At 56.5% G+C, this 24,693-nt stretch carries 21 protein-coding genes; 8 read left to right on the top strand and 13 right to left on the bottom strand.

Annotated elements, in window-relative coordinates:
* The first annotated feature begins 473 nt into the window (after window positions 1-473).
* The 3 genes from C811_RS10115 to C811_RS10125 all read left to right on the top strand — a co-directional run bounded on the left by C811_RS10115 (window position 474) and on the right by C811_RS10125 (window position 4,868).
* Window positions 474-1,916, top strand: coding sequence for a UPF0236 family transposase-like protein (locus C811_RS10115; protein WP_016309482.1), 1,443 nt, complete (start codon window positions 474-476; stop codon window positions 1,914-1,916).
* 230 nt (window positions 1,917-2,146) lie between these two features.
* Window positions 2,147-4,540: a hypothetical protein gene (locus tag C811_RS10120; RefSeq protein ID WP_022926506.1), complete on the top strand. Its 2,394-nt coding sequence runs from the start codon at window positions 2,147-2,149 to the stop codon at window positions 4,538-4,540.
* Window positions 4,524-4,868 carry a hypothetical protein gene (locus C811_RS10125; protein WP_016309484.1) on the top strand — a complete coding sequence of 115 codons (345 nt, stop codon included), beginning with the start codon at window positions 4,524-4,526 and terminating at the stop codon, window positions 4,866-4,868. Before C811_RS10120 ends, C811_RS10125 begins: the two co-directional genes overlap by 17 nt.
* Window positions 4,869-5,054: 186 nt before the next feature.
* On the opposite strand, the gene C811_RS10130 is transcribed toward C811_RS10125, so the two are convergent.
* The 3 genes from C811_RS10130 to C811_RS10140 all read right to left on the bottom strand — a co-directional run bounded on the left by C811_RS10130 (window position 5,055) and on the right by C811_RS10140 (window position 7,192).
* Complete coding sequence (locus tag C811_RS10130) at window positions 5,055-5,441, bottom strand: hypothetical protein (protein WP_016309485.1); 387 nt, start codon at window positions 5,439-5,441, stop codon at window positions 5,055-5,057.
* 64 nt (window positions 5,442-5,505) lie between these two features.
* Window positions 5,506-6,783 carry an IS256 family transposase gene (locus C811_RS10135; protein WP_016308427.1) on the bottom strand — a complete coding sequence of 426 codons (1,278 nt, stop codon included), beginning with the start codon at window positions 6,781-6,783 and terminating at the stop codon, window positions 5,506-5,508.
* 76 nt (window positions 6,784-6,859) lie between these two features.
* Window positions 6,860-7,192 carry a TetR/AcrR family transcriptional regulator gene (locus C811_RS10140; protein WP_016309486.1) on the bottom strand — a complete coding sequence of 111 codons (333 nt, stop codon included), beginning with the start codon at window positions 7,190-7,192 and terminating at the stop codon, window positions 6,860-6,862.
* Window positions 7,193-7,367: 175 nt separating this feature from the next.
* Between C811_RS10140 and C811_RS10145 the strand changes: the two genes are divergently transcribed.
* Complete coding sequence (locus C811_RS10145) at window positions 7,368-8,330, top strand: DUF5692 family protein (RefSeq protein WP_016309487.1); 963 nt, start codon at window positions 7,368-7,370, stop codon at window positions 8,328-8,330.
* Window positions 8,331-8,364: 34 nt separating this feature from the next.
* On the opposite strand, the gene C811_RS10150 is transcribed toward C811_RS10145, so the two are convergent.
* The 4 genes from C811_RS10150 to C811_RS10160 form a co-directional block, all read right to left on the bottom strand.
* On the bottom strand, window positions 8,365-9,237 hold the full coding sequence (locus C811_RS10150; protein WP_016309488.1) for an ADP-ribosylglycohydrolase family protein: 873 nt from the start codon (window positions 9,235-9,237) through the stop codon (window positions 8,365-8,367).
* A 160-nt stretch (window positions 9,238-9,397) separates the two neighbouring features.
* Window positions 9,398-10,642 (bottom strand): ATP-binding protein, encoded by a 1,245-nt coding sequence (locus C811_RS10155; RefSeq protein WP_016309489.1) that lies wholly within the window; start codon window positions 10,640-10,642, stop codon window positions 9,398-9,400.
* A 278-nt stretch (window positions 10,643-10,920) separates the two neighbouring features.
* On the bottom strand, window positions 10,921-11,982 hold the full coding sequence (locus C811_RS16545) for a hypothetical protein (protein WP_016309490.1): 1,062 nt from the start codon (window positions 11,980-11,982) through the stop codon (window positions 10,921-10,923).
* A gap of 321 nt (window positions 11,983-12,303) precedes the next feature.
* Complete coding sequence (locus C811_RS10160; protein ID WP_022926507.1) at window positions 12,304-13,587, bottom strand: IS256 family transposase; 1,284 nt, start codon at window positions 13,585-13,587, stop codon at window positions 12,304-12,306.
* A 52-nt stretch (window positions 13,588-13,639) separates the two neighbouring features.
* Between C811_RS10160 and C811_RS16550 the strand changes: the two genes are divergently transcribed.
* The gene (locus C811_RS16550; protein WP_156997070.1) at window positions 13,640-14,077 is read left to right on the top strand and encodes a hypothetical protein; all 438 of its coding nucleotides are present in this window, start codon (window positions 13,640-13,642) and stop codon (window positions 14,075-14,077) included.
* On the opposite strand, the gene C811_RS10165 is transcribed toward C811_RS16550, so the two are convergent.
* The 3 genes from C811_RS10165 to C811_RS10175 form a co-directional block, all read right to left on the bottom strand.
* Complete coding sequence (locus tag C811_RS10165; RefSeq protein ID WP_022926508.1) at window positions 14,031-16,400, bottom strand: DUF3825 domain-containing protein; 2,370 nt, start codon at window positions 16,398-16,400, stop codon at window positions 14,031-14,033. The two genes, C811_RS16550 and C811_RS10165, sit on opposite strands and share 47 nt — an antisense overlap.
* 153 nt (window positions 16,401-16,553) lie before the next feature.
* Window positions 16,554-16,940 (bottom strand): hypothetical protein, encoded by a 387-nt coding sequence (locus C811_RS10170; RefSeq protein ID WP_016309493.1) that lies wholly within the window; start codon window positions 16,938-16,940, stop codon window positions 16,554-16,556.
* Window positions 16,941-17,111: 171 nt separating this feature from the next.
* Window positions 17,112-17,531: a hypothetical protein gene (locus C811_RS10175; protein ID WP_016309494.1), complete on the bottom strand. Its 420-nt coding sequence runs from the start codon at window positions 17,529-17,531 to the stop codon at window positions 17,112-17,114.
* 168 nt (window positions 17,532-17,699) lie between these two features.
* Here C811_RS10175 and C811_RS0103355 point away from each other — a divergent pair, with 168 nt between their 5' ends.
* The 3 genes from C811_RS0103355 to C811_RS16235 all read left to right on the top strand — a co-directional run bounded on the left by C811_RS0103355 (window position 17,700) and on the right by C811_RS16235 (window position 20,198).
* Window positions 17,700-18,215, top strand: a complete 516-nt coding sequence (locus tag C811_RS0103355; protein ID WP_156997071.1) for a hypothetical protein — start codon at window positions 17,700-17,702, stop codon at window positions 18,213-18,215.
* 159 nt (window positions 18,216-18,374) lie between these two features.
* Entirely contained in the window at window positions 18,375-19,499 is a 1,125-nt protein-coding gene (locus C811_RS10180) for an IS1249 family transposase (RefSeq protein WP_016308716.1), read from the top strand.
* A gap of 102 nt (window positions 19,500-19,601) precedes the next feature.
* A complete protein-coding gene (locus tag C811_RS16235; RefSeq protein WP_198010027.1) occupies window positions 19,602-20,198 on the top strand; it encodes a WYL domain-containing protein in 597 nt (198 codons plus the stop codon).
* Between the two features lie 1,253 nt (window positions 20,199-21,451).
* Here C811_RS16235 and C811_RS10185 read toward each other — a convergent pair.
* The 3 genes from C811_RS10185 to guaA form a co-directional block, all read right to left on the bottom strand.
* Window positions 21,452-22,354, bottom strand: a complete 903-nt coding sequence (locus C811_RS10185) for an IS3 family transposase (protein ID WP_156997038.1) — start codon at window positions 22,352-22,354, stop codon at window positions 21,452-21,454.
* Window positions 22,297-22,818 (bottom strand): helix-turn-helix domain-containing protein, encoded by a 522-nt coding sequence (locus tag C811_RS10190; protein WP_016308383.1) that lies wholly within the window; start codon window positions 22,816-22,818, stop codon window positions 22,297-22,299. The genes C811_RS10185 and C811_RS10190 overlap by 58 nt, the downstream gene beginning before the upstream one ends.
* A 186-nt stretch (window positions 22,819-23,004) precedes the next feature.
* Complete coding sequence (gene guaA / locus C811_RS10195; RefSeq protein ID WP_016309495.1) at window positions 23,005-24,609, bottom strand: glutamine-hydrolyzing GMP synthase; 1,605 nt, start codon at window positions 24,607-24,609, stop codon at window positions 23,005-23,007.
* Between the last annotated feature and the right edge of the window lie 84 nt (window positions 24,610-24,693).

Below are 24,693 nucleotides of genomic sequence, written 5' to 3' on the forward strand. Positions count from 1 at the left end.
CGAAACGTATTCGCACTTCTCAATTATAGACGTTACAATCTATGTTTGTTAGTTGCATAGACTATGATCTCGTAAGTTTCTACTTTATACATTTCTCGGCGCTTTACCCCATCCCCACTAGACAGTTGTCGCCTCCGTTCACCTCACCCTCCTTATGCTCACATCCCCTATGGCTTCATTACAGACAGCTCAGCATGCCGTACATAGCCCTTCGGACGAGCATGTAAGGTATACCACCTGCCAGGCCGAAAGACCCCCACTTCCAGCCGAGAACTGCGGGGCTTTTGGAGGAGACGATAGATCTTAGGTGTCTACACCGGCCTCCGAGACACTACACGGCGTAACCTTTTTGGGGATGCATAGCGACTCCGGCGACGAGGGCGGCCGTGAGGCCGGCCGATGAGCCGGAGCAAAGCGAGGAGGATTCCCCTAATCTCTTATCGACCAAGAATCGAGAAAGAGAGGAATCCCCGATGGGCAATTCTACAGCATCCGCGGCCGCGGAGGCCGCCATGGCCGACATCTTCACCGGCATGCTCATGTCCGGCGGCCTGACGTTCGCCTCGTTCGAGCGCAGCGCCCTGACCGAGGGCCACGCGATCATGGCCCGGGCCATGGGCCGGGCTCTGGAGCGCCTGGACGCGGCGCTGTGCGCCGAGCTCCCCTCCGGCCTGAGCGTCCACGACGTGCGGGAGCGCTCGCTGGCCACCGTCGTCGGCGACGTCTCGTTCCGCTGGCGGAGGCTGCGCGCAAGGGGCGGCGGCGCCTGCGTCCCGCTGGCCGACGAGCTGGGCCTTCCCTGGGGCGCCAGGGTGTCGCCGGCCGCCGAGGAGTTCCTCGTGGAGGCGGGCGCCGAGGTGTCCTACGCCGCCGCGGCCGGGCTGCTCGCCCGGGCCGGGGGCTCGCGCGTGAGCGCCAAGACGGTGATGGCCGCCGTGCACGCGGCCGGCGAGCGCTGCGCCGAGGAGGACGCCCGCGCGGCCCGCGACCTGTTCGACCTGGGGATAAAGCCGGGCGGCAGGACCGCGGCTGCGCAGGTGTGCGTCGAAGCCGACGGCACATGGGTGGCGCTCCAGGGCACGGCCCCCGGCGAGCCGTCCAAGGTGGAGATCAAGGCGATGGCGGCCTACTCGGGCAAGGTGGTGCGCGGGCGCAAGGCGGCCCGCGAGCGCTGCGTGCGCCACGGGTGCGCGTGCGCGCCGGGGGAGTTCTGGCCGGAGGCCGTGGCCGCCATCGGCTCCGAGTTCGACCTGTCCGCGCTGGAGCGCGTGCACCTGGGCACCGACGGGGAGGGCTGGTGCAAGCGGGGCGGCGCCTACTTCCCGCTGCGCGTGGAGGTCGTCGGCCACCTCGACCCGTTCCACGTCAACCGCGCGCTGCTGTCCTGCTTCGACGACGCGGCCATGGGGCGGCGGCTCGTGGAGGTCGTCAACGACGGCGGGAAGGAGGCCGCCGCGGCGCTGTTGGAGGCGTGCATAGACATGGGGCTCGCCCGCAAGGGCGCGCCGCGGGTGCTCGCCTACCTGCGCAGAAACGCCGACCTGATCGCGGTGGACGGCCCCTCGCTCGGCACCATGGAGTCGGAGAACCAGCACCTGTACAAGTCCAGGATGGCGTCGGTGCCGTGCGCGTGGTCGCGGCCGGGCGCCTCGCACATGGCCCGGCTGCGCAGCAGGCGGGCCTCCGGCAGGGCCGTGCCGCCCAGGACCCGCGCGGGGTCGGCCACGCCCCTCAGGCGCCGCAGGGACGAGGGCCGGGAGACGGCCGCGCTGGAGCGGCGCGGCCTGTCCGCGACCGGCTGCCCTCCCCGCGTCGGGTCGGGATACGAGCCGCCCAGGGCATCCGTGGCCTCCTCGTCGGGCGAGGTGCGCTATGCTGCCGCCGTCGACTCCGGAATGGCCGGAACTGGCTGGTAGGAGGTCGAGGGGACGTCACCCCCATCAAGGTCACGCCGTCGAGACACTACTCATCTCAAAAAGTCAGTATATTATTATTTGAATTTGTTTTACAATTTGAAAAGCCAAGGTGATTTGAACTCATCAAGCACGAGCGGCTCTTACAACCTGTCGCATATCAACGAGCCTTCAATGAGCAATCGCTGTGCTTCAACTTCAGAGCTTGTCTGTTTCGGACAGAATGGGTGGACATGGCACCAACTAAAAAAATCGTCCAGAAACCGGTAAAGGTAGACTTTCATATCCACTCTGCCGCTTCCGCCCATAAAGACGGGCAAAAAGTGAAAGATGGCACGGCCGAGAACATCAACGTTCTCTTCAACAAACTTGAAGAGAACGAAGTCAATATGGCTGCGATAACAGACCACGACGCTTTCGACTACGATATCTACGACGCTTTACGTGCTAAGGTCAAAAACGCGTGCTCCCTTCAACAAGTTCTTCCTGGCGTCGAGTTTACAGTAAGCTTCAAGACATCCAACACCAGCAAGACCGTACACGTTGTTACCTTATTCGACGATAGCTGCGCTTATGATGCCGCGAAACGTATTAGCGATGCGATACCTCTCAAAAACGATAAACCCGATTATGACTCAGGCAATGCTTTCTCCGAAGATGCATATTGGAACATCATTCGCACCATTGGCCTGGATATTGTAACCATTGCCCACCAAAAAACATCGCCTGGTTCCACTCAAACAAGAAAGAACGATGCCAACAGTGCTGGCGAAGAACTATATAATGAATTTTTGTTTATCGATTATTTTGAAGCATATGAATACAAGAATCGACGAAACGAACTTTTCAACAAAAGCTACGCATACTCCCATGATCAACAGGAAAGGCTGCGCTTCATTACTGGCTCCGATTGCCATGTTTGGAGCGCCTATCCATGCTACGGCTCGCACCCCAGCCCCGCCGATCGTGACTTTGCTCATACGTATCTTAAGTGCCTACCTACCTTCAAGGGCCTTGCGATGGCGGTAACGGATGTGTCTCGCATTAAAACAATACCCAGCTTCTTCAGCGGTTCAACCACAGTTCTCGATACGATTGAGCTAACCCTAGGTGCGGAGGATATCGAAATTCCCTTATCACCTGGAATTAATGCAATCATTGGAGATAACTCAATCGGAAAGTCCTCGCTTCTCAACGCGCTTAATAATTATGAAGGCGTTGGCCAGTACACCAGGAAGGGCCAGGAAAGATACCTTTCCGCCATGGGTCTATCAGTGAGGGCGACTATACCCGAAGGTTATCTCCTGCAATTCGATGGGCAAGAAGCCATCAGAAAGAGTTTCGAGGGGTTAAACGTCGGCAAGGCAAAAAAACAACTTGATCGGCATTTTCCGACCCCTATCGAGCCTGCTCCGTTCAAGCATTATGCAATGGGGCAGTTCAATAGGTTTCTCCAAGCACTACAGAGGTCATGCGAATATCAAGATGCACTATCTTCTCTTCACGATTACGGTATCCCGCGAAAACGACCGTTGGAAGCGCCAGAGAGCTTAACTTTCGACAAAGGCATCCACGTAGCAGACGCGACACCGCATAGTTGTCTCATCGACGAGGTGGCAGCGTCTCGAGTCAAGCTCTTCGATGCCGCAAACTTCTACAAAGAAGCCTTGATCGAAGGCGACGAAAAAGATTTCGCTCTGATATTTGCCGCCCTCGACCGCATCAGAATGCGACACCAAAAAGCAGTCGACGGAATTCACCTCGAAAAGCAAGTTGCCAATAAGGTCAAAGAGGCTGTAGCTTATCGCGAAAAAGACCAGAGCCAGGTCATCACCGACGCCCAAAAAGCTTTAGCTCAGCATCAGCATAGCATAGGCCGTATCGGAGCCGCCATCGCTGAGGCAGTACTGAAAGAGCAGCAGCTGCAAAATCATACTTTTGATTTCAAGCCTATGCGCATAGTACCAGAATCAAATCCTGTCGGTAACCTAAAGTTCGTCTGCAAGCTTGGCATCGAGGCGATCACGCCCGATCTTCTCTCTTCGCTTATCGGCGGACTGATCGGCAAGCGAAAAACCCTCGATACCCTTACGGCCAGCTACGATAGCATCAAGGACGCCATCAACAGCTATCCTAGCGATGAGGAGAATCCACTCGCCGTCCTTTCATCCAGATTTAAGACCGCTCTTGACGCCAAACTCATGCCTAAGAAATCAATCATTCGCGAAGGCGATGATGTTTATGATGAACTCTCCCAGGGTTACAATGCGCAGATGTATTTCACCCTCATGGCTGACAGAGGCATTGGTGAAGGTATCTATATGGTTGACCAGCCAGAGGACCAAATATCCCAAAAGGCAATTAGAGAGTCGGTGCTGAACGAGTTTCGCAACATAGCTGGATCGAGGCAAGTGATCCTCATCACGCACAATCCCCAGTTTATCGTGAATCTTGACGTTGACAATGTGATTTTCATTAGCAGAGAAGGCGATACTCTGCTAATTAGAAGCGGCGCGCTCGAATACTCGTGCGATGAATACAATGTGCTCGACATCGTTGCAGAGAACATCGAAGGCGGTCTGGACACCATTCAGAGGAGGATGAAACGATATGACAAAGCAAATTAACTTCCTAGACGAGACAAACGCCTATCGTTTCGAGCTTAAGGGCAACGACGATGCGGTTTTCGAAATAAGCAAGGATACGTTGATCTTTAACTCAAACGATTTCTATAGACTTTTCTTCAAAGGATTAGAGGAAAAGCCCGAGTACGAATTGGTGACACCTGATATCGAGCTGAAAGGCCAAGCTAAACACGTTTTTGACACAGTTGCAGCGATACTCAAGAAAGCCTGCGACTCCATCGATGCAGATTGGTTCAAAAACGTCGGCATACCACCCACAGAGAGCTGCGAAGATGAGAAAAAACTCGATCCCAAAATCGAAGAAAAGTGACCCAGAATCAATCACGAGCGGAACATCGCGCAACAACCAAATTGCCTTCATCTGTTGACATGATTGCACTCAACATAACTTGAACCCGTATTAGCCGATCAACTCATCCGTCATAGATGCAAATCACAGAACAAGCGATGGCAGAATTATCTCGTTCGCGACCCCGCCCGTCTGGGGCGGAATGGCTCACTCCTCCTCCGCCTCGATCGGCACCATGTCGAGGCGGAGGGTTTGCTCCACCACCTTCATGAGGACGTTGTCTTCTATTTGGGGGTTCACCTTCATCAGGCCCACCAAGCCGAAGATCACGACGCAGAACATTTCGTGCACGAGCTCGATTTCGACCTGATGATAGGCCGCGTACTCCTTCGCGATATGATTCGCCAGGCAGTCTGCCGCCTCGCGCGTGGCGCGCACGTCGAAGGCATCCCTCACGCCCAGCTCCTCGAGCACGGATATCATCGGACGCGGCCTTCCCGCCCCGTCGTAGAGCGAGTACCGAAACGTCCGGATGCACTTCTTCAGCGATCCGGGCGTGTCGCCGAAGATTCTCGCCTCGTTCCACACGATCACGCTTGGTAGTGTGCCGAACGTTGGTGTAATTGCCTAGAACCTGGCCCCTATTCTAACCCATCGCCTATGCCGCCCTCCTTCCGATCGGGTTGTCGGCAACCACTACTTCTATGATGCGCTTGGCGTGCTCCTCGGCAGTGCCGTCGTAGGACGGCGCCGGCAGCGGCGTATTCGATGACGATGTCGCCAGCGCTATCGACTCCTCCGTGAACCATCTCCTGGACGCCCAGTCCTCGTCCATCTCGGAGAACACGGCGCCCAGCATCCGTATCAGCGACCTCCTGGACGGGAAGACCTGCACCACTCGGCTGCGGCGCTTGATCTCGCGGTTGGCGCGCTCCTGCACGTTGTTGGTGCGCAGCCTGCGATGATGGGCGTACGGGAAGTCGAGGTAGGCCAGGGCGTCGGCCTCGGCGTCCTCCAGTAGATCTGCCGCCCTGGGGCAGATACCGGCCATCTCCCCGCAGGCCAGGTGGTACAGCTCGCGCACCAGCGCCGGGTCCCGCTCGTCGAAGACGGCGTGCAGGATGGCCAGCACCGCGGCCCTCTTCTGCCGCGTGGGCGCGCAGGAGGCGGCGTTGCGCATGAGGTGCACGACGCAGCGCTGCCACGCGGCTCCCGGGAACACCTCCTCGATGGCGCGGCGCAGGCCCTCGTGGGCGTCGGACGTGACGCAGAGGACGCCCCCGACCCCGCGCTCGCGCAAAGAGCGCAGGAAGGCGAGCCAGCCCGCGTGCGACTCGGTGTCGATGGCGTCGAGGCCGAGCAGCCGGCGGTAGCCGTCGGATCCCGCGCCGATGGCCGTGACGAGCGCGCACGACGACACATGTCCGCCGTCCCGGCACTTGACGTAGGTGGCGTCCACCCAAACATAGGGAAAGGCCACGTCGGACAGGTCGCGGCCCTGCAGGTCGGCCACGATTTCGTCCAGCGACTCGCAGATGCGGGATACCTGGGATGCGCTCATGCGGTCTATCCCCAGGGACGCGGCCACCCGCTCCACCTTCCTCGTGGACACGCCGTTGGTCACCATCTCGGACACCGCCGCGATCACCGCCCGGTCGACCCTCGAGTAGCGCACGAGCAGGTCCTCCGGGAAGTAGCTGCCGCGGCGCAGCTTGGGGATGCGAAGGTTTATGGCACCCACACTGGTGACGAGCGTGCGCTCGCGGTAGCCGTTTCTCTGGTTGCCGTCGGCGCAGGCGTCCTCGGCCTGCGCGTCCATGATCTCGTTGACGAGCGACTCGGCCATTATCCGAATCAGCTCCTGGATGTTGACCATGCCGTCGTCGAATCTGGGAATCTCGGCCATGGCGGCCGTGCCGTGCTCTAAACTGTCCATATGCGGCTGTCGCCTTTCTGCTGAATCCGTCAATCTAGTCAATTGAAGATTCTAGGCGATGGCCGTTCCTCATGCATCAGGAGAAACGACCGTTACACCAACATTGGGCACACGATCTCACGCTTTCGACCAAATCTTCCACGTAGTCGTCGATGACCGCCTCGATCACGCCGTTGCGGTTCGCGAAGTGGTAGTAGACGAGCTCGCGCGTCACATTCGCCTCCCGCGCGATGGACGCAACGGACGTCGCCCGCACCCCCTGCCGCTCGAAGAGCTTGCGCGCCGCGGCCACAATCGCACCCGGCGTGTCGACCAGACGCCGCGACTCCGTCAGGTCGCGACGCCTTTCCCGCAAACAGCCAGCCGCCTGCAGCGGCGTCATCTTTCCATAATCGCGCTTGGTGGCCATCCTTTGGCTCGCCCCGCCTCTCCCCCTCAAAATGTCCTTCACAAATCATAGCATTTTGTGAAATACCACAGTTTGGGCATTTGCTAGACTCCAAGCAAATCGGTTCGCGCAAGAGCGCACCGCAAGCCGCATCCCCGCTCGCAAGGCACGCGGAGGCACGACGAAAGGAGACCTCATGGGCATCCTCTACCAGGCAGCCGATCCGATCTATTGGGTCATTTGGCTCTTCGTTCTCTTCGCTTTGATGGCCTTCAACGAGCTGGGCCGCGTCAAGCTGTGGTGCGGGCTCGTTCTGTTCGCCCTCGTGCCGATTGCGCTCACGCTCTTCGTGTGGCCCGAAACCGCCGCACCCGGCAACGAATACGGCACGGGCACCTGGTTCAACTGGGTGAAGACCTACTCCGCGCTGGCCGGATGCCTCGGGTTCATCGCCCTGCGCTTCGTGAAATGGCGCGGCGCGGACGGCAAGACCCACTACCTTTACGAGAAGCGCTGGGCGCTCTGCTTCCCGCCGCTCATCCTGGCAATCAACATCGCCGAGGCGGTCATCCGCGACTTCCAGGTGTTCGGCTTCGCGCTGTGGGAGGGCGGCGGCGTCGAGAACCTCTGGACCATTTCGGGCCCGTGGAACATCATGAACGGCATCGCGGGCATCTTGAACATCATCACGATCTGCGGCTGGTTCGGCATTTTCATCTCGAAGGACTCCTCGAAGGACATGATCTGGCCGGACATGATCTGGGCTTGGGTCATCGCCTACGATCTTTGGAACTTCGCCTACACCTACAACTGCATCTCGGACCACTCCGCCTACTGCGGCCTGGCGCTGCTTCTGGCGTGCACCATCCCGACGTTCTTCATCAAGCGCGGCGCGTGGCTGCAGCACCGGGCGCAGACGCTGGCCCTCTGGATCATGTTCGTGATGACGGTGCCCCAGTTCGCCGACGTGCTCGCCCCCATTCCGACCACGCACAACCCCACGGCGTTCTTCGTGGTAAGCCTGCTCGCGCTCGCGTCGAACGTGGCGCTTGCGGCCTACCAGTTCCATCGCATCCGCAAGCTGAAGCTCAACCCGCTGAAGGACCAGATCTACACCGACACGAAGGCCTACCAGCGCATCGTGGAGGAGAATAAGTAGAAAGGGTGCGTCGCCGGCTGCCCGGCCGCAACGTTTACGCGAGGCACCGCTCAATAACCTCTTTCCCGCGGAGTCGGTCCAGCCATTGCCGGGGAATGGAATCGTAGCCGTAGAGGGCGGCCGCCAGCGCGCCGGCGACGCAGGCAGTGGTGTCGGAGTCGCCGCCCAGGTTCACTGCCTCCGTCACGCATTCCTCGTAGTTGCCGGTGTTGCACACGCACCAGAGCGCGGCGCCCAAGGTGTCCAGGACGTAGCCTGTCGAGCGGATCTCGTCGCGGGGCAGTCCCCGGATGCCCTCAAGGAAAGCGAAGCGTTCGTCGCCGGGGATGTTGTGCCGGATGGCGCCTTCCAGCCCCTTCCCTTGCAGCACGTCCCTTAAGACGCGCACGAAGAAAACGCAGGACTCCGTGGATATCGGATGGGCATGCGTGATGGCCGATACCGCCCTGACCTCGTTGTCGGTCGCGTCCGTAAGGGCCAGCGGCGCGATACGCATGAGCGACCCGTTGCCGTTGGAGCGCTCACCATCGCAGCCGAACCCCTGGCGAAGCGCGGCGGCAGTGGCGTTGCCGACCCCGAAAGCACGCCCGTCGGCGGTATACGCACCCTCGTAGAGCCACGCCCTGAAGCGGTTGCGCATGTCGTCGACGTCGATGCCGCCGCAAGCCCCGATGCTGTCGCAGGTAGCGAGCAGAAGCGACGTGTCGTCCGAGAACGTGCCCTCAGGCATTCCGTGAGCACCGCCGCCGACCATACCCTCGCATTCGAAAGTACCGCGCTCCATGCACTCGTAGGGCACCCCGAGCGCATCGCCCACAGCAGCGCCGTACACGACGGCCCTGAGGGCTTTCGGAACGCCGCTTTCATGCGTTGGTGGCGCCGGATGGTTGCATTCCCGAAGGATCATCTCACGCTCCTTGGTAGAATGACTTTCCAGAACGTCCAAGACATCATCTCTTGTCCAAGATGCCAAATCAAGTAGCGTATCGATGCACAGCCGCGGGACAGCCTCTCCGGAAGAACAGCCCCGCAATGGCGCTTACGAGACGCAGCAGCCGACGGCGACCTCAGCCCAAGCGGAGCAATGATTCGTCACGCAGAAAGTCGATGAGCCTCGCATGAGTGATGCCATTCCTGCCCGCGACAACAGGATCCATCGAGATCACGTATTTGGGGTAATTATCGCCAATGGCCTCCAGCGCGCCGAACTCGCGATCGATCGTTGCCTCGCTGGCCATCACGTAGGCGACCTGGACGTAGCAACGACGCCCGTCTCTTTCGGCAACGAAGTCTACCTTGCTCTTGTGCAGCTTTCCCACATATACTTGCATACCGCGCGAGATCAACTCGTTGTAGACCACCGTCTCGACGACGCAGTTCCACTCGTCTTTGACTCGGTTTTTCCGAAGATGGAACAATCCGAGATCGCACACATACTCTTTAGCCTCGAATCGTAGTTTCTTCTTTCCGCGGATATCGTAGCGCTCCGCTCTTCCTACAACGTAGGCCTCTTCGATATAGCGAATGAGGTCGTAAACCGTTGGCGCGGACACCTTCCGAACCGAGTCGGTTAGCTCGGCGGCGATGTTGTTGCCCGACACCGTCGATGACGAATTGGCAATCAGATAATCCAGCACGTTTTCAAGGGTCGTTGCGGAGGATATCTTGTTGCGCTGAATGATGTCTCGGAGCACAATGGAGTTGTACAGATTGTCGAGAACCACACGCCGCGACTCGGCCAGCTCCTGTCCGCACACCAGGGGAAAACCTCCCCATGTCAAGTACTCATCCAAGAGCATCGATTCATCCAAATGTCCTTCGGGGACCTCCGAATGAAGTTGGGCCTCTTTGAAGCAGCAGAACTCTCGGAAGTTGAACGGCATCACATGAAACGACACCGTACGACCACCCAAGCGCGTTGCAAGCTCACCCGATAGCAGCTTCGAGTTTGAACCCGTCAAAAAGATGCTAACGTTGTCGGTTGTATTGAACGAATTAACCACGAGCTCGAAATCGCGCACATTCTGAATCTCGTCAAAAAGCAGATAGGTTTTACGCTCGTCGGAGAGCTTCGGCTTGATGTGGCGGTAGAGTTTGTCGGGATCGGTGAGTTCGCGATTGGCGTAGTCGTCGAAATCGACGAACACCAGCGCATCCGATTCCGCAGAAACGAAATGCTTCGCATGGATTTCATCCGCTATTTGCTTCAGCAAGACGGATTTGCCGCAACGCCGCACCCCGGTAATAACTTTAATCAACTCAGAGTCGTAGAACGGACGAATCCTCTCGAGATATTGCGTTCGTAGAATCACTCCGGGTTCCTTTCGATAGAATTAAGTCCACTTAATTCTATCATGCCTGGCCTATGTAGTGTTAATTGCATTTAATTCTCTTTTCCTTAAGCGCAGACGACAGCAAGGAGTTTTCAGAGATGAAGGTGAGTATTCGATCATTATTTCGATTCGGCCACAAATGAGCCAATTGGCATATGCCGGTATATTCACTAATGAACTATTGGGCACCTAATTTGACAGCGTATTATTCACTTACGAACCCATAACGAACTCAAGGCCATGCTGAGATAATGCATTCATTCTTCATCTTTTCGATTTCGCCTATCTGTATCTACAAATCGCTTTAATAGAACATAAACTCCGTCAAAAACAAGGCATACAATTAATTGTCCCACCCAGATCCACGCCAAACGCCCTGGATTATCAAGAATTCCCGAACCGAAGGTATTTAGCAGAATAGCCGGAATAACAACCGCAACAACTAAGGCGAACAAAACCATACTTCGCGAATCAAGCCTCACTCGATTAGGCCTAAATATGAGGATGGCTACAAAGAGGAGAAGGATTGCTAAGATGAACAGTGTTCCACCCAAAGTGTCGTAATATCCGATTGCTATGGCTGCCACGACGATGTATGTGGAAATGATCAAAGCATCCGAGTTACCGAACTTCCATCCCCTATCCCACAACCGCGTTTGTTTGTAATAGCTCAAAAGAAACTCGTAGATCACATAAGCCGCAATTAGAGCAAAGTACGCACATAGGAGTTTCTCGCTTGAAAGAGGATTGTTCTCCTTACCCATAGTTACATCGCAAACATGAACGGCGAGAGGAGCGGCGAGCGCAGTAACAAATATCAGAATGACATCGTATGATTTGGATACACTATTTTTTTGACCCTTTTCAGACATATCCCTCCTGAGGCGAGCTTGCTGTGGACAGTTTCGAGTGGGATTGCTTTTCCGCACCTTGTCCTGCTGTTCTTGGTCTGTCACTTTTGAGCCTTTACGAATTATTTGAATATTATTTCCAATAACAAAAAACAGTACAACGCCATTCCAAATTATTAAAGCAACTTTTGCGTCAAGAAAATACCCCGCAGCCAACGATCCTAGAAGACTCAAAATGATTGGAGGCATACTTTCGTTTAATACCGAGTCCTTTGCCTGGTAAACAGCGACATAAGTCTGCTGATATAAGCCATCTTTTCGCAAGCTGATAAACTTAGCGTAAAGATTTGCCTGATAACGGCTATAAGCAATTATTGCTGAAGCAAAGATCATACAGGCCGCCCCAGCTAGATAGACATAATAGGTTTCATATCCTTCCGGACCCCTGAGGACTCCAATCAGCCCCATCCCAAGCCATCCAAACGTAAAAACAAGAAATGAGGCATAGTTAAATTCCGATCGCTTATGATCATTTAGCCGCGCAAAGCTCTTCCATAGATAGAATCGGTAAGCTAATCCAACTTGACAATTTAAGACCTTATCGAAATCGCTAATACTCGCATCCCCATCTCTTACGCAGAGCTCCGAATACTTTTTCGCGAGATCAACAGACCGATGCAATGAGGGTAGTGTCACGAAAGTTGGTGTAGCGCCCCGATCGGCGAGGGCGGTCGCAGACTGTCCGAGCCGATCGGGAACATCGCCAGAGAACCCCATTCTACACTATCGTCAGGCCGCCCTCCTCTCGCATCCCTCGTCGGCAAGGACCACCGTTATTATGCGGGCGGCGTGCTCGGCTGCGGTGCCGTCGTAGGACGGGGCGGGCGCCGGGGCCCATTTTGAGCGGTCCTCGTAGGCCTCCGCGATGGAGTCGCCGTCGAACCACCGGCGGCACGCCCACTCCTCGTCCATCTCGGAGAGGACGGCGCCGATGAGCCTGATCAGGGACTTCCTGGACGGGAACACCTGCACCACGCGGGCGCGGCGCTTGATCTCGCGGTTGGCGCGCTCCTGCACGTTGTTGGTGCGCAGGCGGCGCCGGTGCGCCGGAGGGAAGTCCAGGTGGGCCAGCGCGTCCGGCTCGGCCTCCTCCAGGAGATCCCCCACCGCCGCGTTGGCGGCGCCCAGCTCCCCGGCGGCCAGGTGGTAGAGCTCCCGCACCAGGTCGGGGTCGCTCTCCGCGAACACGGCCGAGAGCACCGAGCCGATCAGGCGCCTCTCCCGCCTGTTTCGCCCGAGCGCGCAGGCGTTGCGCTCCAGGTGGACGATGCAGCGCTGCCACGCGGCGCCCGGGAACACCTCCTCTATCGCGCGGCGCAGGCCCGCGTGGGCGTCGGAGGTGACGCAGAGCACCCCGGCGACGCCGCGCTCCCGCAGCGAGAGCAGGAAGGACCGCCACGAGGCGTAGTCCTCGGCGTCCACGGCCTCCAGGCCCAGGAGGGCCCGGTGGCCCGTGTCGGCCGCTCCGATGGCGGTGGCCACCGCGCAGCTGGACACGTGGCCGCCGTCGCGGCACTTGACGTAGGTCGCGTCTATCCAGAGATACGGGAACCGCACGCCCCCGAAGGAGCGCTCCCGCAGGTCGGAGACGGTCGCGTCCAGCGCCTCGCAGATGCGGGACACCTGGCTGGCGCTCATGCGGTCGGCTCCGAGCGTGCGGGCGACCCGCTCGACCTTGCGCGTGGAGACGCCGCTCGCCACCATCTCGGCCACCGCCGCCACGACCGCCCGGTCGACCCTGCTGTAGCGGTCGATGAGGTCGTTCGGGAAGAACGTCCCGCGCCTGAGCTTGGGTATCCTGAGCGTGATCGGCCCCACGCTCGTGAGCAGGCGGCGCTCGCGGTAGCCGTTGCGCTGGTTGCCCTCGGCGCAGGCGTCGTCGGCCTGGGCGTCCATCACCTCGTTGACGAGCGCCTCCGCGAGCGTGCGCACGAGCTCGTTCAGGTTGACCATGCCGTCGTCGAATCTGGGAATCTCGGGCATCGGCCCCTGCAAAGCTGGTAAAGTGTCCATTGCGGTCATCGCCTTTCTCGAATCGTTTACTTCGCAATAAAGGATTCTAGCGATGGCCGTTTCTCATTGGCCGGCTATTCGGCCGGAGAAACGATCGTTACACCAACATTCGGCACACGATCGCAATGAGTTGATGTATATGCTTACCAGAGAAATTATGATTGCAATAGCAGGCAGACCAACACTTGAAATGATGGAGAGATCCATCCACAATCCCCACTTTCCCGTATATGAACTCCGAAGCTTCTCTTCCCTTGAATACATTTTCGCCCTCAAATCCACTCGATTTGGGACAGATTTTCGTCAGCATGCCCCTTGGATAAGAAAAGCGACGATAACGATCTTGAGCACCAGCGTGACAGGCATAGAGAATTTAAAGGTGTTGCTATTGATTGTCAGCCTGCATATTCTGGTTGCTTTGATTGGCCAGCGATCGAAAATCGCTATTCTTCTTCCAAGAAATCATCACTATCGCCGATCAGATCAGTAGTGAGCCATTCACTGTTTGGGCGGCAAATCAATCGGGCGTTCATGTACGCCATCGGCAATGTGAGAATAGTTTCACCCTGATAGCCGCTCTCCCCTGTTGGGGAAATCACTAAGGCTATATCCGCTGCTTCCGATCTGCCTGAAAGCCAGAGCGGAAGCAGGAGGCTGATACGATTCTTCATGGGGTAGTAGGTAGGGACTGCCGTTTTGTAGTTCCACCTTACATGCTTCTTTGTTACCTCTACTGCAGTCTCAAGAGCTTCAACGAGCTTACACATATTGTCGGGGTCGCCGACAACCGCCTCTTCCAGTTGATCGGAGAGAGTCACATCATCGTTTGACCTGATATCGTTTATCAGCTTCCGGATAGGAGTTCTGTAGGAAAGCTCTCTCTCGATGAAGGAGAGCGGAAGACGGTCAAACCTTTCCTTGATGATGTGGTCCCAGTCGCAGTCGATCTCTTTACGCGTGTCCATGAACAGGTCTTCAAGATGGTCCCTGTCAATGTACTCGGGAGCCTGCGGATGCTCCGTGAACTCTTTCTTCAGGCGCTTCCCATTACGCCCAATTCCCCAACAGGCGACGAATTCCATTTTCCACTTGCGAAAACGGTTTTCATTCGCGTCCGTAATCTTGACGAGATGACAATAGATATCCTTGTAGCGATCATCGACGAGACCGGTGTTGAAGAGAGCATTACCTTCCTCGTTTTCGATGATTAGACCGTCGAGCCAAGCCTTGTAGTACGTAAAGATTAGATATTGCTTCAATATGTACTTCTTGCCGACCTCATCGTTTCCTTCGTAGTCCCAATTCTCACCGGACAATGCCAGAGAGGACAGCTCCGGGAGTATCCGATCCCAATCTTCGCCTTGCATATCGATATCCCTGTAAAGGACTCTTTTGACGCTTGTGAACCCGTAAAGGTTCATGATCCACTGGCCATTTTCTCCCTTTCGGAATGCCACGCTCATCGGTACTCCGGTTGAGGATCGGATGCCCAATTCGAAGTCGAAGGTGAAGTGGTTGTTTCGGTACGTCGTTATAACCTTGTAGCCCTCTTTGGCCTCTAGGTATTTTCGGCCGATGTAGCTTTGAAGCGCCTTATGTCCGATGGTGGGGAAAGAGAGGCCCTCGGCGTTTAGCTGCTCAACACTTTGCTCGCTAAGCTTTGTTCCTCTGACCGCGTCCATAACCCCCTTGGGAATGTAGAATTGGTTTAGCGCCTCAGGAAGACGATCCTTAAAGGGCGAGCGGGGGACGTAGCCCTCGACGGCCTCCAGCTCTACCTGCTCGCCTTCATCAAGCTTCCTGATGGTGAAGAGACCAGGTTTTCCAACGGCCGCCACACCAAGTTTTGCCAGCTCGGGTGTAGCGGCAACTGCGACGGGAGTGTTTGGGCCCAGCTCAACCGTGATGGCGCCATCAGGGTCGACGGCTACGATCGGAGCGAGAATTACATCTCCGACGGAGTAGTGCTCTCGGAGAACCCGGTTCTCCCTTTCGATGTATTCCTGGTTGCCCTCAGCCTTCTCTCGAAAGGCCATGAAGAACTGAGTTCCCCATTCCCCTGAGGCGATCGCCTCACGTAGACGAACCCAGTGGAATGTTCCCGTCAGATCCTGTTCACCTAGGAATTCGTGAGCTATGCTTTTTTTGATTTTGGATACAGAAACACCGTCGATTGCGCGGAGAAAGTACTTATCCTCGTATTTGGCGGGGTCATCCGTTGGGATAAGACGCTCAATCTTCACATAAGCAAACTCCCCGGGCTTGTAATAGAAATCGACTCCTTCCGGCTCGACTTGTTCAACGGAATAGTATTTGAACTCCTCGGAACCCTTGCTCTGTTCGTCGCTCGCACAGGGTGACACCTCGGAGGTTGGCATGTTTTCCGCTCTCCAATCATTTGACCAACGGTTTGGCTTAGTTGGCCACTTGTACGCCTCGGGCACGTAGTTGACATACCAGGACTTTTCCTGGTCGGGGCCGCTTCGCCTGATAGACATGGTCAGGGTGTCTCCCGAGATGCCAATCAGAGGAAGTGGGAAGCTCACGGTATCCTCCTTGAAAAGCATCAATGCTCTCTCCTTGTAGGCAGCAGCCCAGGCCATGGCCGCGATGGCAACCGGGTCATCGGCTTTGGGGAACAGGCTCGTGAGGTTGTTTCTCGCCATGTAGGGTACGTTTACGAACTCGAGGAAATTATCTGTGAGCTCATCCATGATAGTCTCCGGTATGGGATTTGCGATGAACTTATTATTGCGGGACATATCGGTGATGATTTTTTCCTCGACTGCCGTGATCTCCGTGATCTTCATCATATAATCCTAACTTTGGGTGGGTGACTGCTCCTATTATCATTCTTTGTGTCTAGTTTACATTTTATACCCGTCCAGCAAAGCAGCGGTTTCCCGGCCAAGAAGGGAAGTGGGTATCTATGTACCCATCCGTGCCATACGCTTCCTTATCGAGTATCAAAAGCAATTCATGGGATCGCTTTTGCAACAGCTCGCTGTCGAGCCAAACAGTGAAGAGGTGGGGCAGTCGCAGTTGGCAACATCGCCGTCCTCGATGACGAGATGAAACCTATCTCTGTCGCGTCCGTTGGCAAGTGCGGCCCTTTTGATGGTAAGCTCATGCGTGAGTTTACGAAGATCGTCGAGCGTCTCGGGCCTCTCAATGCCATACTTCTCAGCAGCTTCGCGCAGCTGCCAGTAAAATTCGCGCATCTTGACCTTGTTCATATAGTTGGGAGCGAGCACGTTTGAGAGAGGCTCGTGTTCGAGTTCGTTGAACTTGCGAATTGCCTCACTGAGCGAGAGCGTATCTCCCAGCTTTGGCATGTCAATGTGGTTCATCATAGTCCCTTCTTACATGCTGATCAAGAGTCAGACAGCTACGTTTCGTCGAAGCAGATTGTCGCTATCGCGCAGGACGCCCCTCGCCACCAATCGATTTGCTTGGTCGGCTCTTTTGTAGATGCCCATCTCTTTCCTCCTCTTTTCTCGTTCGCTGGAAGTGTGTCTTGAACGCTACGAAATCGCGTCTTTAACAATCAGGCGAGGAAGGGTTCTTGCCGCTGCTTTGAGGCACTTCTGCGCAGCTTCAGGGTTATAAGCGGAAAAGCCGAGAGCGGCCACGATTGTGCTGACGACCACGATTCCAGACAGAAGTTCGCGTGCGGCTGCGAAGTGCTCGGCGCCAATCCTCTCCATGCGTTCGTCTTCATCCACTATCCAAGCGTGGATCTGCGCTTTCTCCTCAAAGGAGTAACTATCGCTTTGAAGCATGTTTCGATAGGCCTGCTGGTTAAGCTCGCAGGAATCTAAGCGCTTACTTGCGCATTCGCAACTGCTAGCCTGCTTGCTCTCGAAAGCATCCTTGAGCGCCGAGCTGGTCGCACCGATTCCGCTGATGAGCTCCATGGGATTGATTTGTGCATCCTTGCTCATAATCTGTCCTTCCGTCTAGATTCGCCTGCATGGAAATTTTATTTTCGGACAGAAGAGTCGAGAATTCTGTACTTTTGCAGTCCTATAAAGTTCATGTTTAAATTTCTTGACTGCAAAAAATAGTATAAAATTGGTTCATATACCATGTACCACTTTGGAAGTATTTTCATGACATCAAGAAGCGAGCAGAGGCAACATCTGAACTTAAGCCTTCATGCGAGGCAGGTAATCGAGTCGGACATGTCAGCGTTCTTTCTTGAACAGGAGCTTTCCGGCTTCATCTGTCGGGTGATTCAATGCTTCGCAAGCGAATCTGACGCTTCTATCACCAGAGCAAGCAGAAAGCGCAGGAACCAGCTGGAGCGTTCGGTTCTGACTGCTAGGTATCGAGCATCCCATCCCCTAGATGAGAACTTGGATAACTTTGATCCAACTGTGACTCTGACGGACGAGGAGAGTAGGACGATAGACTCGCTGGTGGATGATTACGTTCGTCAAACCCTAGCCAGAATGAGCTCCTACCCAAGGGATGTCCCGATGAAAATTCGACTGCGAAACAACATCTACGATATGGTCCACCCTGCCAACGGGTCTGATTGGCCCGAGGGTCGCTATTATGCGACTGCAGGAGATTATCTAAAGGCTGTCGTCGAGGACGGGTTAATTCTCAAAAGGTGTGTCTAAGAATCATACATTCTCCCAGATCATATAGCTCTTTTTAGGTCAAAAAGTTGGTACGGCCCAACTTTTGGGAGTCTCAAAAAGTGTGTCCGGCTTGCTCTTGACGTCCCTGTTCAGACATTCTTTTCCCAAAGAAAAGTTGAATCTGGACGGGAGCTTGGTGTGGACAATCCAAAGTGCGGCGCATGCGGGGCATCGATGAAGAGAAACGGCAAGACCGAAGCGGGTGCTCAGAGGTGGCGCTGCAAGTCCTGCGGGGCATCCAAAACCCATCGGATAGACAATTCCGCCAAGCAGCTTAAGGCATTCCTCGGGTGGCTCATGGGTAAGGGCTCGCTCAAGGAACAGAGGTGTTCGAAGGCGACCTTCGAGCGTCGGGCGCAGAGATTTTGGTCCCTTTGGCCGCTGCCGGACTTTGCCGGTGAGGTCCATGATGTCCTGTTCGTTGACGGGATCTATATCTCCAAACGGCTCGTGGTGCTTATCGCCTGCACCAAAAGGCATGTTGTGGCATGGCATCTGGCCGAGAGCGAGTGCTCGGCATCCTGGGCGGCCCTCATGGCCAAGGTGGCGCCTCCGACCATGGTGGTCACCGATGGCGGATCGGGCTTCAAGAAAGCGGCGAAGGCGATATGGCCCGACACCTCGGTACAGCGCTGTCTCGTCCATGTGAGGAGGCAGGTAATACGCAGGACGACCATGCGCCCGAAGCTCGACTGCGGCCGGGAACTGCTCGATCTTGCCCGCGCCCTTCCGAAGATCAAAGGAGCGGATGGCGCAGCGAAGTGGCTGGCGGATTATGCGGAATGGTGCTCCAAATGGGAGAGGTTCCTGCGTGAATTCACCTTGAAGGACGGCCGCAAACAATACGTCCACGAGCGTCTCAGGAGCGCGCGGCATTCCCTCAACGGTCTCGTCCGGGACAGGACGCTGTTCACGTTCGCCGAGATGCAGGAGAGTCTGGGAGGAGTATGGGACTCGACCAACAACGTGATCGAAGGTGGCGTCAACGCCCAGATTCGACTCATGCTTCAACATCATCGGGGACTTACAACCATACGCCGTGCCAAGGCTGCGTTTTGGTGGTGCTATCTGCACTCCGAGTACAAAGTCGGTGAAGCGGAAATGCTCAAGACGATGAAGACGGACGAAGAGGTCGCAGGGCTGTTCATGCTCGCCACCAATAGATCAGAGCACGAAGATGGGGCGCCTGATGAACATGGAACATCTCTGCCGGAATGGAGTGAGATGAGAATGAGTGGATCAAAGGAGACGGGTTGGTTCTAGACAGTAGTGAATAATACGCCTAGACACACTTTTTGAGACCTAACCCTCGAGGACTACGCATCTCGGACCTTCTATGAAAGGGAAGGCATCATTTGCGGGGAGGTGCTGGACACTCTCAATCTTGAACTTGAGCCACGTTTACCGGACAGGAGACTTCTCGTTATCGAAACGGCTGGGCGAGGAGTGCCTACCAATAGCTTTGCTGTTAAACCATATGCCGTCCTACCGGATACAGGCGGCAACTACCATTATCTAGTGGGAATGTCCAAGCGGTTCGACACACGCGAACCTTACAAACCGGTCAGCTTTAGGATCTCGCGTATTCTCCGGGTGAGGCCACGACCAAAATCATACGCTTCAGGAAAGATTACGCAGAACGAGCTGAAGAGCCTGAAGGCTGCCCTAAAGAAGAACGGTGTCCAGTACCTTGTTGGCGAGGCATCGATCTCACGGGTGAACCTCTCCGCAGACGGCGTCAAGATGTTTAATAGCGTTTTGCACATGCGGCCGCAGCCTGTCTCAACAGTCCATTTGGATGACGGCTCATCGATTCTGGAATTCGATTGCACCGAAAAGCAGCTATCAGACTACTTTTTTAAGTTTGGAAGCAATGCACATATCCTTGCCCCTGATACGCTTGCGGCAGCATTTGAAGAAAAATACGAAAGCGCTCTCAAGGCGTATCGCAGCAACCGATAAGGTCATATCTCCAAATCTGCGAAGACGTTGCTATCGCCTATCCCGGCCTTGCCCATTGCAGCACCTGGTGTTCGCCGACAGGCACGTAACCTTAATGTCGACCCCGATGTCGAACCTGCGGCAGCCCTCCTCTATGGCCCGCTGGCTGTATTCGCCAATCTTTTAATCGACAGTTGGGGATGTCAACAAAAACCTGTCCAAATCGTGATGATTTGAAGGCAGGAAATATATTCAAGAGAAGAGAAGCTAAAGACCGTCAAGCTATTTATCAAATATGATGAAAGCTATGCGGCAGCGATAAAAGAGCTCGGCTATCCGCGTCGTGCGACCCTCTACACTTGGCATGAAGAATACCTCGTGAACGGAGGTGACATTCCACTCGCCAACAACCACCTCAGATATGCCGATGACGAGAAACGCTTAGCTGTCGATCATTTCTTCGAGCACGGCCAGTGTCTTGCTCGTACGACAAGGGCACTTGGATACCCAGCACACAAGTTCCTCGCGTCTCGGATAGACGCACTTGAGCCCGAACGCAGAAGGAGACGCACCGTTGCTCACGTCTCCGAAGAAACAACGCGGAAAGCCCTCGCCATCTTGTCACCAGGAAGGGAGCCCAAAGGACGTCGCGGGCGAGCTCGGCGCCGAAAAGGCTACTCTCTACAATTGAAAGCATGGGTATGACCTTGTCGTTGATGATGCGCTCGCGGACGGGAGGCCCCACATCCTCGGCGTAGGCATCGACGAAGGCGCTCAATCGAACGCTTTTGCGCTTTGCACCACTGAATGCAAAATATACCATCTAGTTCACAGTATCGGTCGATAAATTTATTCCCTCATGAATTTGGCACTGTTCTTACATGGCATTCGAGGCCATCTGAACACCCCCCATGCTGTAATCCGATGGAAAAACGAGATGCATAATGCGCCGAAAGCGCCGAATCGTAGTATCCGACGTTTTTTACGCCCCTATCTTTCCTGGAGAACCAGCTTTTTCGCTACTCGATTTCGGGGGGGTGAGTATAAAACGATACCGCTCTCCACAATTGCCCGCTTTTGCCATTGCCAGCCAATAGTATCGGGTGGCTGTATTAAGACATTTTTCTCGACTCCTTTCGAAGACTTTGTAAACCTATCGAACTCCCACCGCGACGAAGAGTCGGACGGCGCTCAAAAACAGTATCAAAGCTGAGGAAAGAACGACCCGCCAAGGCATTGAACTGCGTCCCAAAACTTGGACGAATTAGTAAGGACTAAGCTGCTAAGGACTGATTTCGGAATTCCTCCGGAGTCAGTCCTTTCAGTTTAACCTGTCGTCTCCTCGTATTCCAATGAACGATGTAAGCGTCCAGATCTTTCTTGAACTCTTCGAAGGTGGCCCATTTCCGACCCTTGAAGAACTCGTCTTTGATATGACCGAAGATCTGCTCGGTAGCCCCGTTGTCGATGCAGTTGCCCTTTCCCGACATGCTCTGCACGATGCCGTGCTCTCTCAGCCGCTCGGCCCAGGCCCTCTGCTGGTACTGCCAGCCCATGTCCGAGTGCAGGATCGGCGTCGCGCCCTTCGGCATCCTGGAGAAAAGCTGATCGAGGATATCGTGCTGCTGGGCCATGCTCGCGCTCTTCGACACCGACCACGCTATTGTCTCCTTGCTCCCGAAGTCGTATATCGGCGCGAGATAGGCCTTGCCCCACGCCTGCTTGAACTCCGTGACGTCGGTGCCCATCTTCTGCCAAGGGCCCTCCGCTCCGAAGTCGCGCCCCAGCACGTTCTCGAAGGTCTCGCCGACGAGGCCTTTGTACGAATTGTACTTGCGATAGTCGGTTTCGCGGCGGATGCCGCAGCTGATCCCCATCTCGTGCATGACCTTCAACACCGTCTTGTCCGCGATGCGCGCGCCGCGCTCGGCGCGCAGGCACATGGCGATCTGCCGATGTCCGCAGCCGTTGGGAGTCCGTGAGAATATCTCGCTTATGGCGTCCCATAGCTCCGGTCGGGTCGGCGCCTTCGGATGCGACAGCGCGTAGTAGTAGCTCGATCGCGCCATCTCCGCCGCTTCCAGCAGATCAGCGAGCGGGTAATGCCCTGAGAGCGCGGCTACGGCCGCTGCCTTCTCCCGGTTCGAAGGCTCTTCTCCGCCCTCAGGGCCGCCAATTTTTTTAGGTAGGCGTTCTCCGCCTCGAGCTTTCGGACGCGGGCCTCGAGCTCTTGCTCGCGAGTCGGCTCCTCCTTCGCCGTGCTGCTTCTTCTGGGCCGGCCCTTCGGCTTCGGTCTCAGCGCCTCAGCGCCGCCCTCCCGATACGCTTTGCACCACTTGAGGAGCGCCGACCTCGAGGCTATGCCGAAAGACGCCATGGCATCGGGGACCTTCTCGCCGTCCTCGACCACCGCTTTCGCGGCGGCCAGCTTCTGCTCGTAGGTGTATCTGACCTGTCGTCCGCCCATCTGCAGCAATCCGTCCAATCCAACAGCGCCGAACTTGTAGCACCATTGTTTCGCAACGGAAGGAGGAAGCGCTAGGACGGTCGCGGCCGCGTGATACCCATAGCCCTCCTCGAAGAGCTCCGCTGCGGCCCTGCGGACATCGACGTCGTATCTGATCCTAAGGTCTGATGGCATAAAGAAGCCTCCCATTTCTCGTGTCCAAGAAATGGGAGGCAGTACACATTGACGGGCCGTTTTGGATCAAACCGAAAGTGAAAGAATAATCGGGTTGCTTGCAATTTTCTCATAGAGAATTGCAAAGATTTACAAAGAATTAGAAAGCAACAATAGAGCCAAATAGTGCCTATGAACTGGTATTTCTCACTCCCACTCGATGGTCGCGGGGGGCTTGCTGGTTATATCATACACTACGCGGTTCACGCCGGGGACTTCGGCTACGATGCGACCCGAAATGCGGGCCAACACGTCGTAGGGCAGGCGGGCCCAGTCGGCGGTCATGGCGTCGCTGCTTTCCACGGCGCGCAGGATCACGGGGCGGGCGTAGGTGCGCTCGTCGCCCATGACGCCTACGCTCTTGATATCAGGCAGCACGGCGAAGTACTGCCACACGGCGTGCTCGCTGTTGCGCTCGCCGGTCTCGGCGAACAGACGCTCGTTGTAGGCGTCCAGCTCCTCGCGCACGATGGCGTCGGCGTTCTTCAAAATTGTCAGCTTCTCCCCGTCCACATCGCCGATGATGCGGATGGCCAAACCCGGGCCCGGGAAGGGCTGGCGGTGCACGATGTAGTCGGGCAGACCCAACGCCGTGCCGAGCGCGCGCACCTCGTCCTTGAAGAAGTGGTCCAAGGGCTCGATCAGGTCGAAATGCACGCCCTCGGGGAACGGGATGAGGTTGTGGTGGCTCTTGATGGTGCTCGCCTTCCCGCCAGTCTTGCGCGCGCCGCTCTCGATGATGTCGGGGTAAATGGTGCCCTGGGCCAGGTACTTCACCGGGCGCCCGTCCTGGGCCAGGTCCTCCGCCACGGCGAAGAACTCCTTCCAGAACTGCGTGCCGACGATGCGGCGCTTCTCCTCCGGGTCAGTCACGCCGGACAGCAGCTCCAGGTAGCGCTCCTCGGCGTGCACGTGGATGAAGTCCACGTCGAACTGCTTCGTGAACACCTCTTCCACTTCCTCGGGCTCGCCCTTACGCAGCAGGCCGTGGTTCACGAACACGCAGGTCAGCTGCTTGCCGATGGCACGGGCGCACAGCGCCGCCACCACCGACGAGTCCACGCCGCCCGAAAGACCCAAAATCACGCGGTCATCCCCCACCTCGGCACGGATGGCCGCCACCGAGTCCTCGATGATGGAGTCCATGGTCCAATCCGGCTCAAGCTCGCACACGCCGAACAGGAAGTTGCGCAGCATCGTCTGGCCGAACTCGGTGTGGCGCACCTCGGGGTGAAACTGCGTGGCGAACAGCTTGCGCTCGGGATACTCCATGGACGCCACCGGGCACACTTCGGTGCGCGACGTGATGGCGAAGCCCTCGGGCACGCGGCTCACGGCATCGCGGTGGCTCATCCACACGGTCTGCTCGCCGGGGGTGCCGTCGAACAGCGCCGACTCACCGGCGCGCGTGATGACCGCCGGGCCGTACTCGCCCTTCTCGGTATGCGCCACTTCCCCGCCGAGCGCCACGGCCATGGCCTGCTGACCGTAGCAGAAGCCGAGCACGGGAATGCCCAGGCCGAGGATCTCCGGGTCGATGGAAGGGGCGTCTTCCGCGTACACGCTGGCCGGACCGCCCGACAGGATGATAGCCGCCGGCGCCATGGCGCGCACCTCGTCGGCCGTGATGTCGCACGGCACGATCTCGGAATACACGTGCAGATCGCGCACGCGACGGGCGATGAGCTGCCCGTACTGGGCGCCAAAATCGACGACGATGACAATCTGCTCCGGGGTTGCGGACTCGGCCACGGTGCCTCCTTGGGGTTGCGGAATGTTCGAAGGCGATTTTACACCTCGCCAGCCGCCCCCGCGTTTCCAGCGTGGGAAATCTCG

Source organism: Adlercreutzia caecimuris B7 (genome assembly GCF_000403355.2).
Taxonomy (GTDB): domain Bacteria; phylum Actinomycetota; class Coriobacteriia; order Coriobacteriales; family Eggerthellaceae; genus Adlercreutzia; species Adlercreutzia caecimuris.

Excerpts from the sequence above, each read along its gene's own strand:
- C811_RS10190 (WP_016308383.1), bottom strand. The coding sequence starts at position 22,818 with ATGCCATCAGACCTTAGGATCAGATACGACGTCGATGTCCGCAGGGCC.
- C811_RS10175 (WP_016309494.1), bottom strand. The coding sequence starts at position 17,531 with ATGAGCAAGGATGCACAAATCAATCCCATGGAGCTCATCAGCGGAATC.
- C811_RS10120 (WP_022926506.1), top strand. The coding sequence starts at position 2,147 with ATGGCACCAACTAAAAAAATCGTCCAGAAACCGGTAAAGGTAGACTTT.
- C811_RS10150 (WP_016309488.1), bottom strand. The coding sequence starts at position 9,237 with ATGATCCTTCGGGAATGCAACCATCCGGCGCCACCAACGCATGAAAGC.
- C811_RS10160 (WP_022926507.1), bottom strand. The coding sequence starts at position 13,587 with ATGGACACTTTACCAGCTTTGCAGGGGCCGATGCCCGAGATTCCCAGA.
- C811_RS10125 (WP_016309484.1), top strand. The coding sequence starts at position 4,524 with ATGACAAAGCAAATTAACTTCCTAGACGAGACAAACGCCTATCGTTTC.
- C811_RS10115 (WP_016309482.1), top strand. The coding sequence starts at position 474 with ATGGGCAATTCTACAGCATCCGCGGCCGCGGAGGCCGCCATGGCCGAC.
- C811_RS0103355 (WP_156997071.1), top strand. The coding sequence starts at position 17,700 with ATGACATCAAGAAGCGAGCAGAGGCAACATCTGAACTTAAGCCTTCAT.
- C811_RS10135 (WP_016308427.1), bottom strand. The coding sequence starts at position 6,783 with ATGGACAGTTTAGAGCACGGCACGGCCGCCATGGCCGAGATTCCCAGA.
- C811_RS10170 (WP_016309493.1), bottom strand. The coding sequence starts at position 16,940 with ATGATGAACCACATTGACATGCCAAAGCTGGGAGATACGCTCTCGCTC.
- C811_RS10140 (WP_016309486.1), bottom strand. The coding sequence starts at position 7,192 with ATGGCCACCAAGCGCGATTATGGAAAGATGACGCCGCTGCAGGCGGCT.
- C811_RS10165 (WP_022926508.1), bottom strand. The coding sequence starts at position 16,400 with ATGATGAAGATCACGGAGATCACGGCAGTCGAGGAAAAAATCATCACC.
- C811_RS16545 (WP_016309490.1), bottom strand. The coding sequence starts at position 11,982 with ATGGGGCTGATTGGAGTCCTCAGGGGTCCGGAAGGATATGAAACCTAT.
- C811_RS16550 (WP_156997070.1), top strand. The coding sequence starts at position 13,640 with ATGGCCGTTTCTCATTGGCCGGCTATTCGGCCGGAGAAACGATCGTTA.
- C811_RS10145 (WP_016309487.1), top strand. The coding sequence starts at position 7,368 with ATGGGCATCCTCTACCAGGCAGCCGATCCGATCTATTGGGTCATTTGG.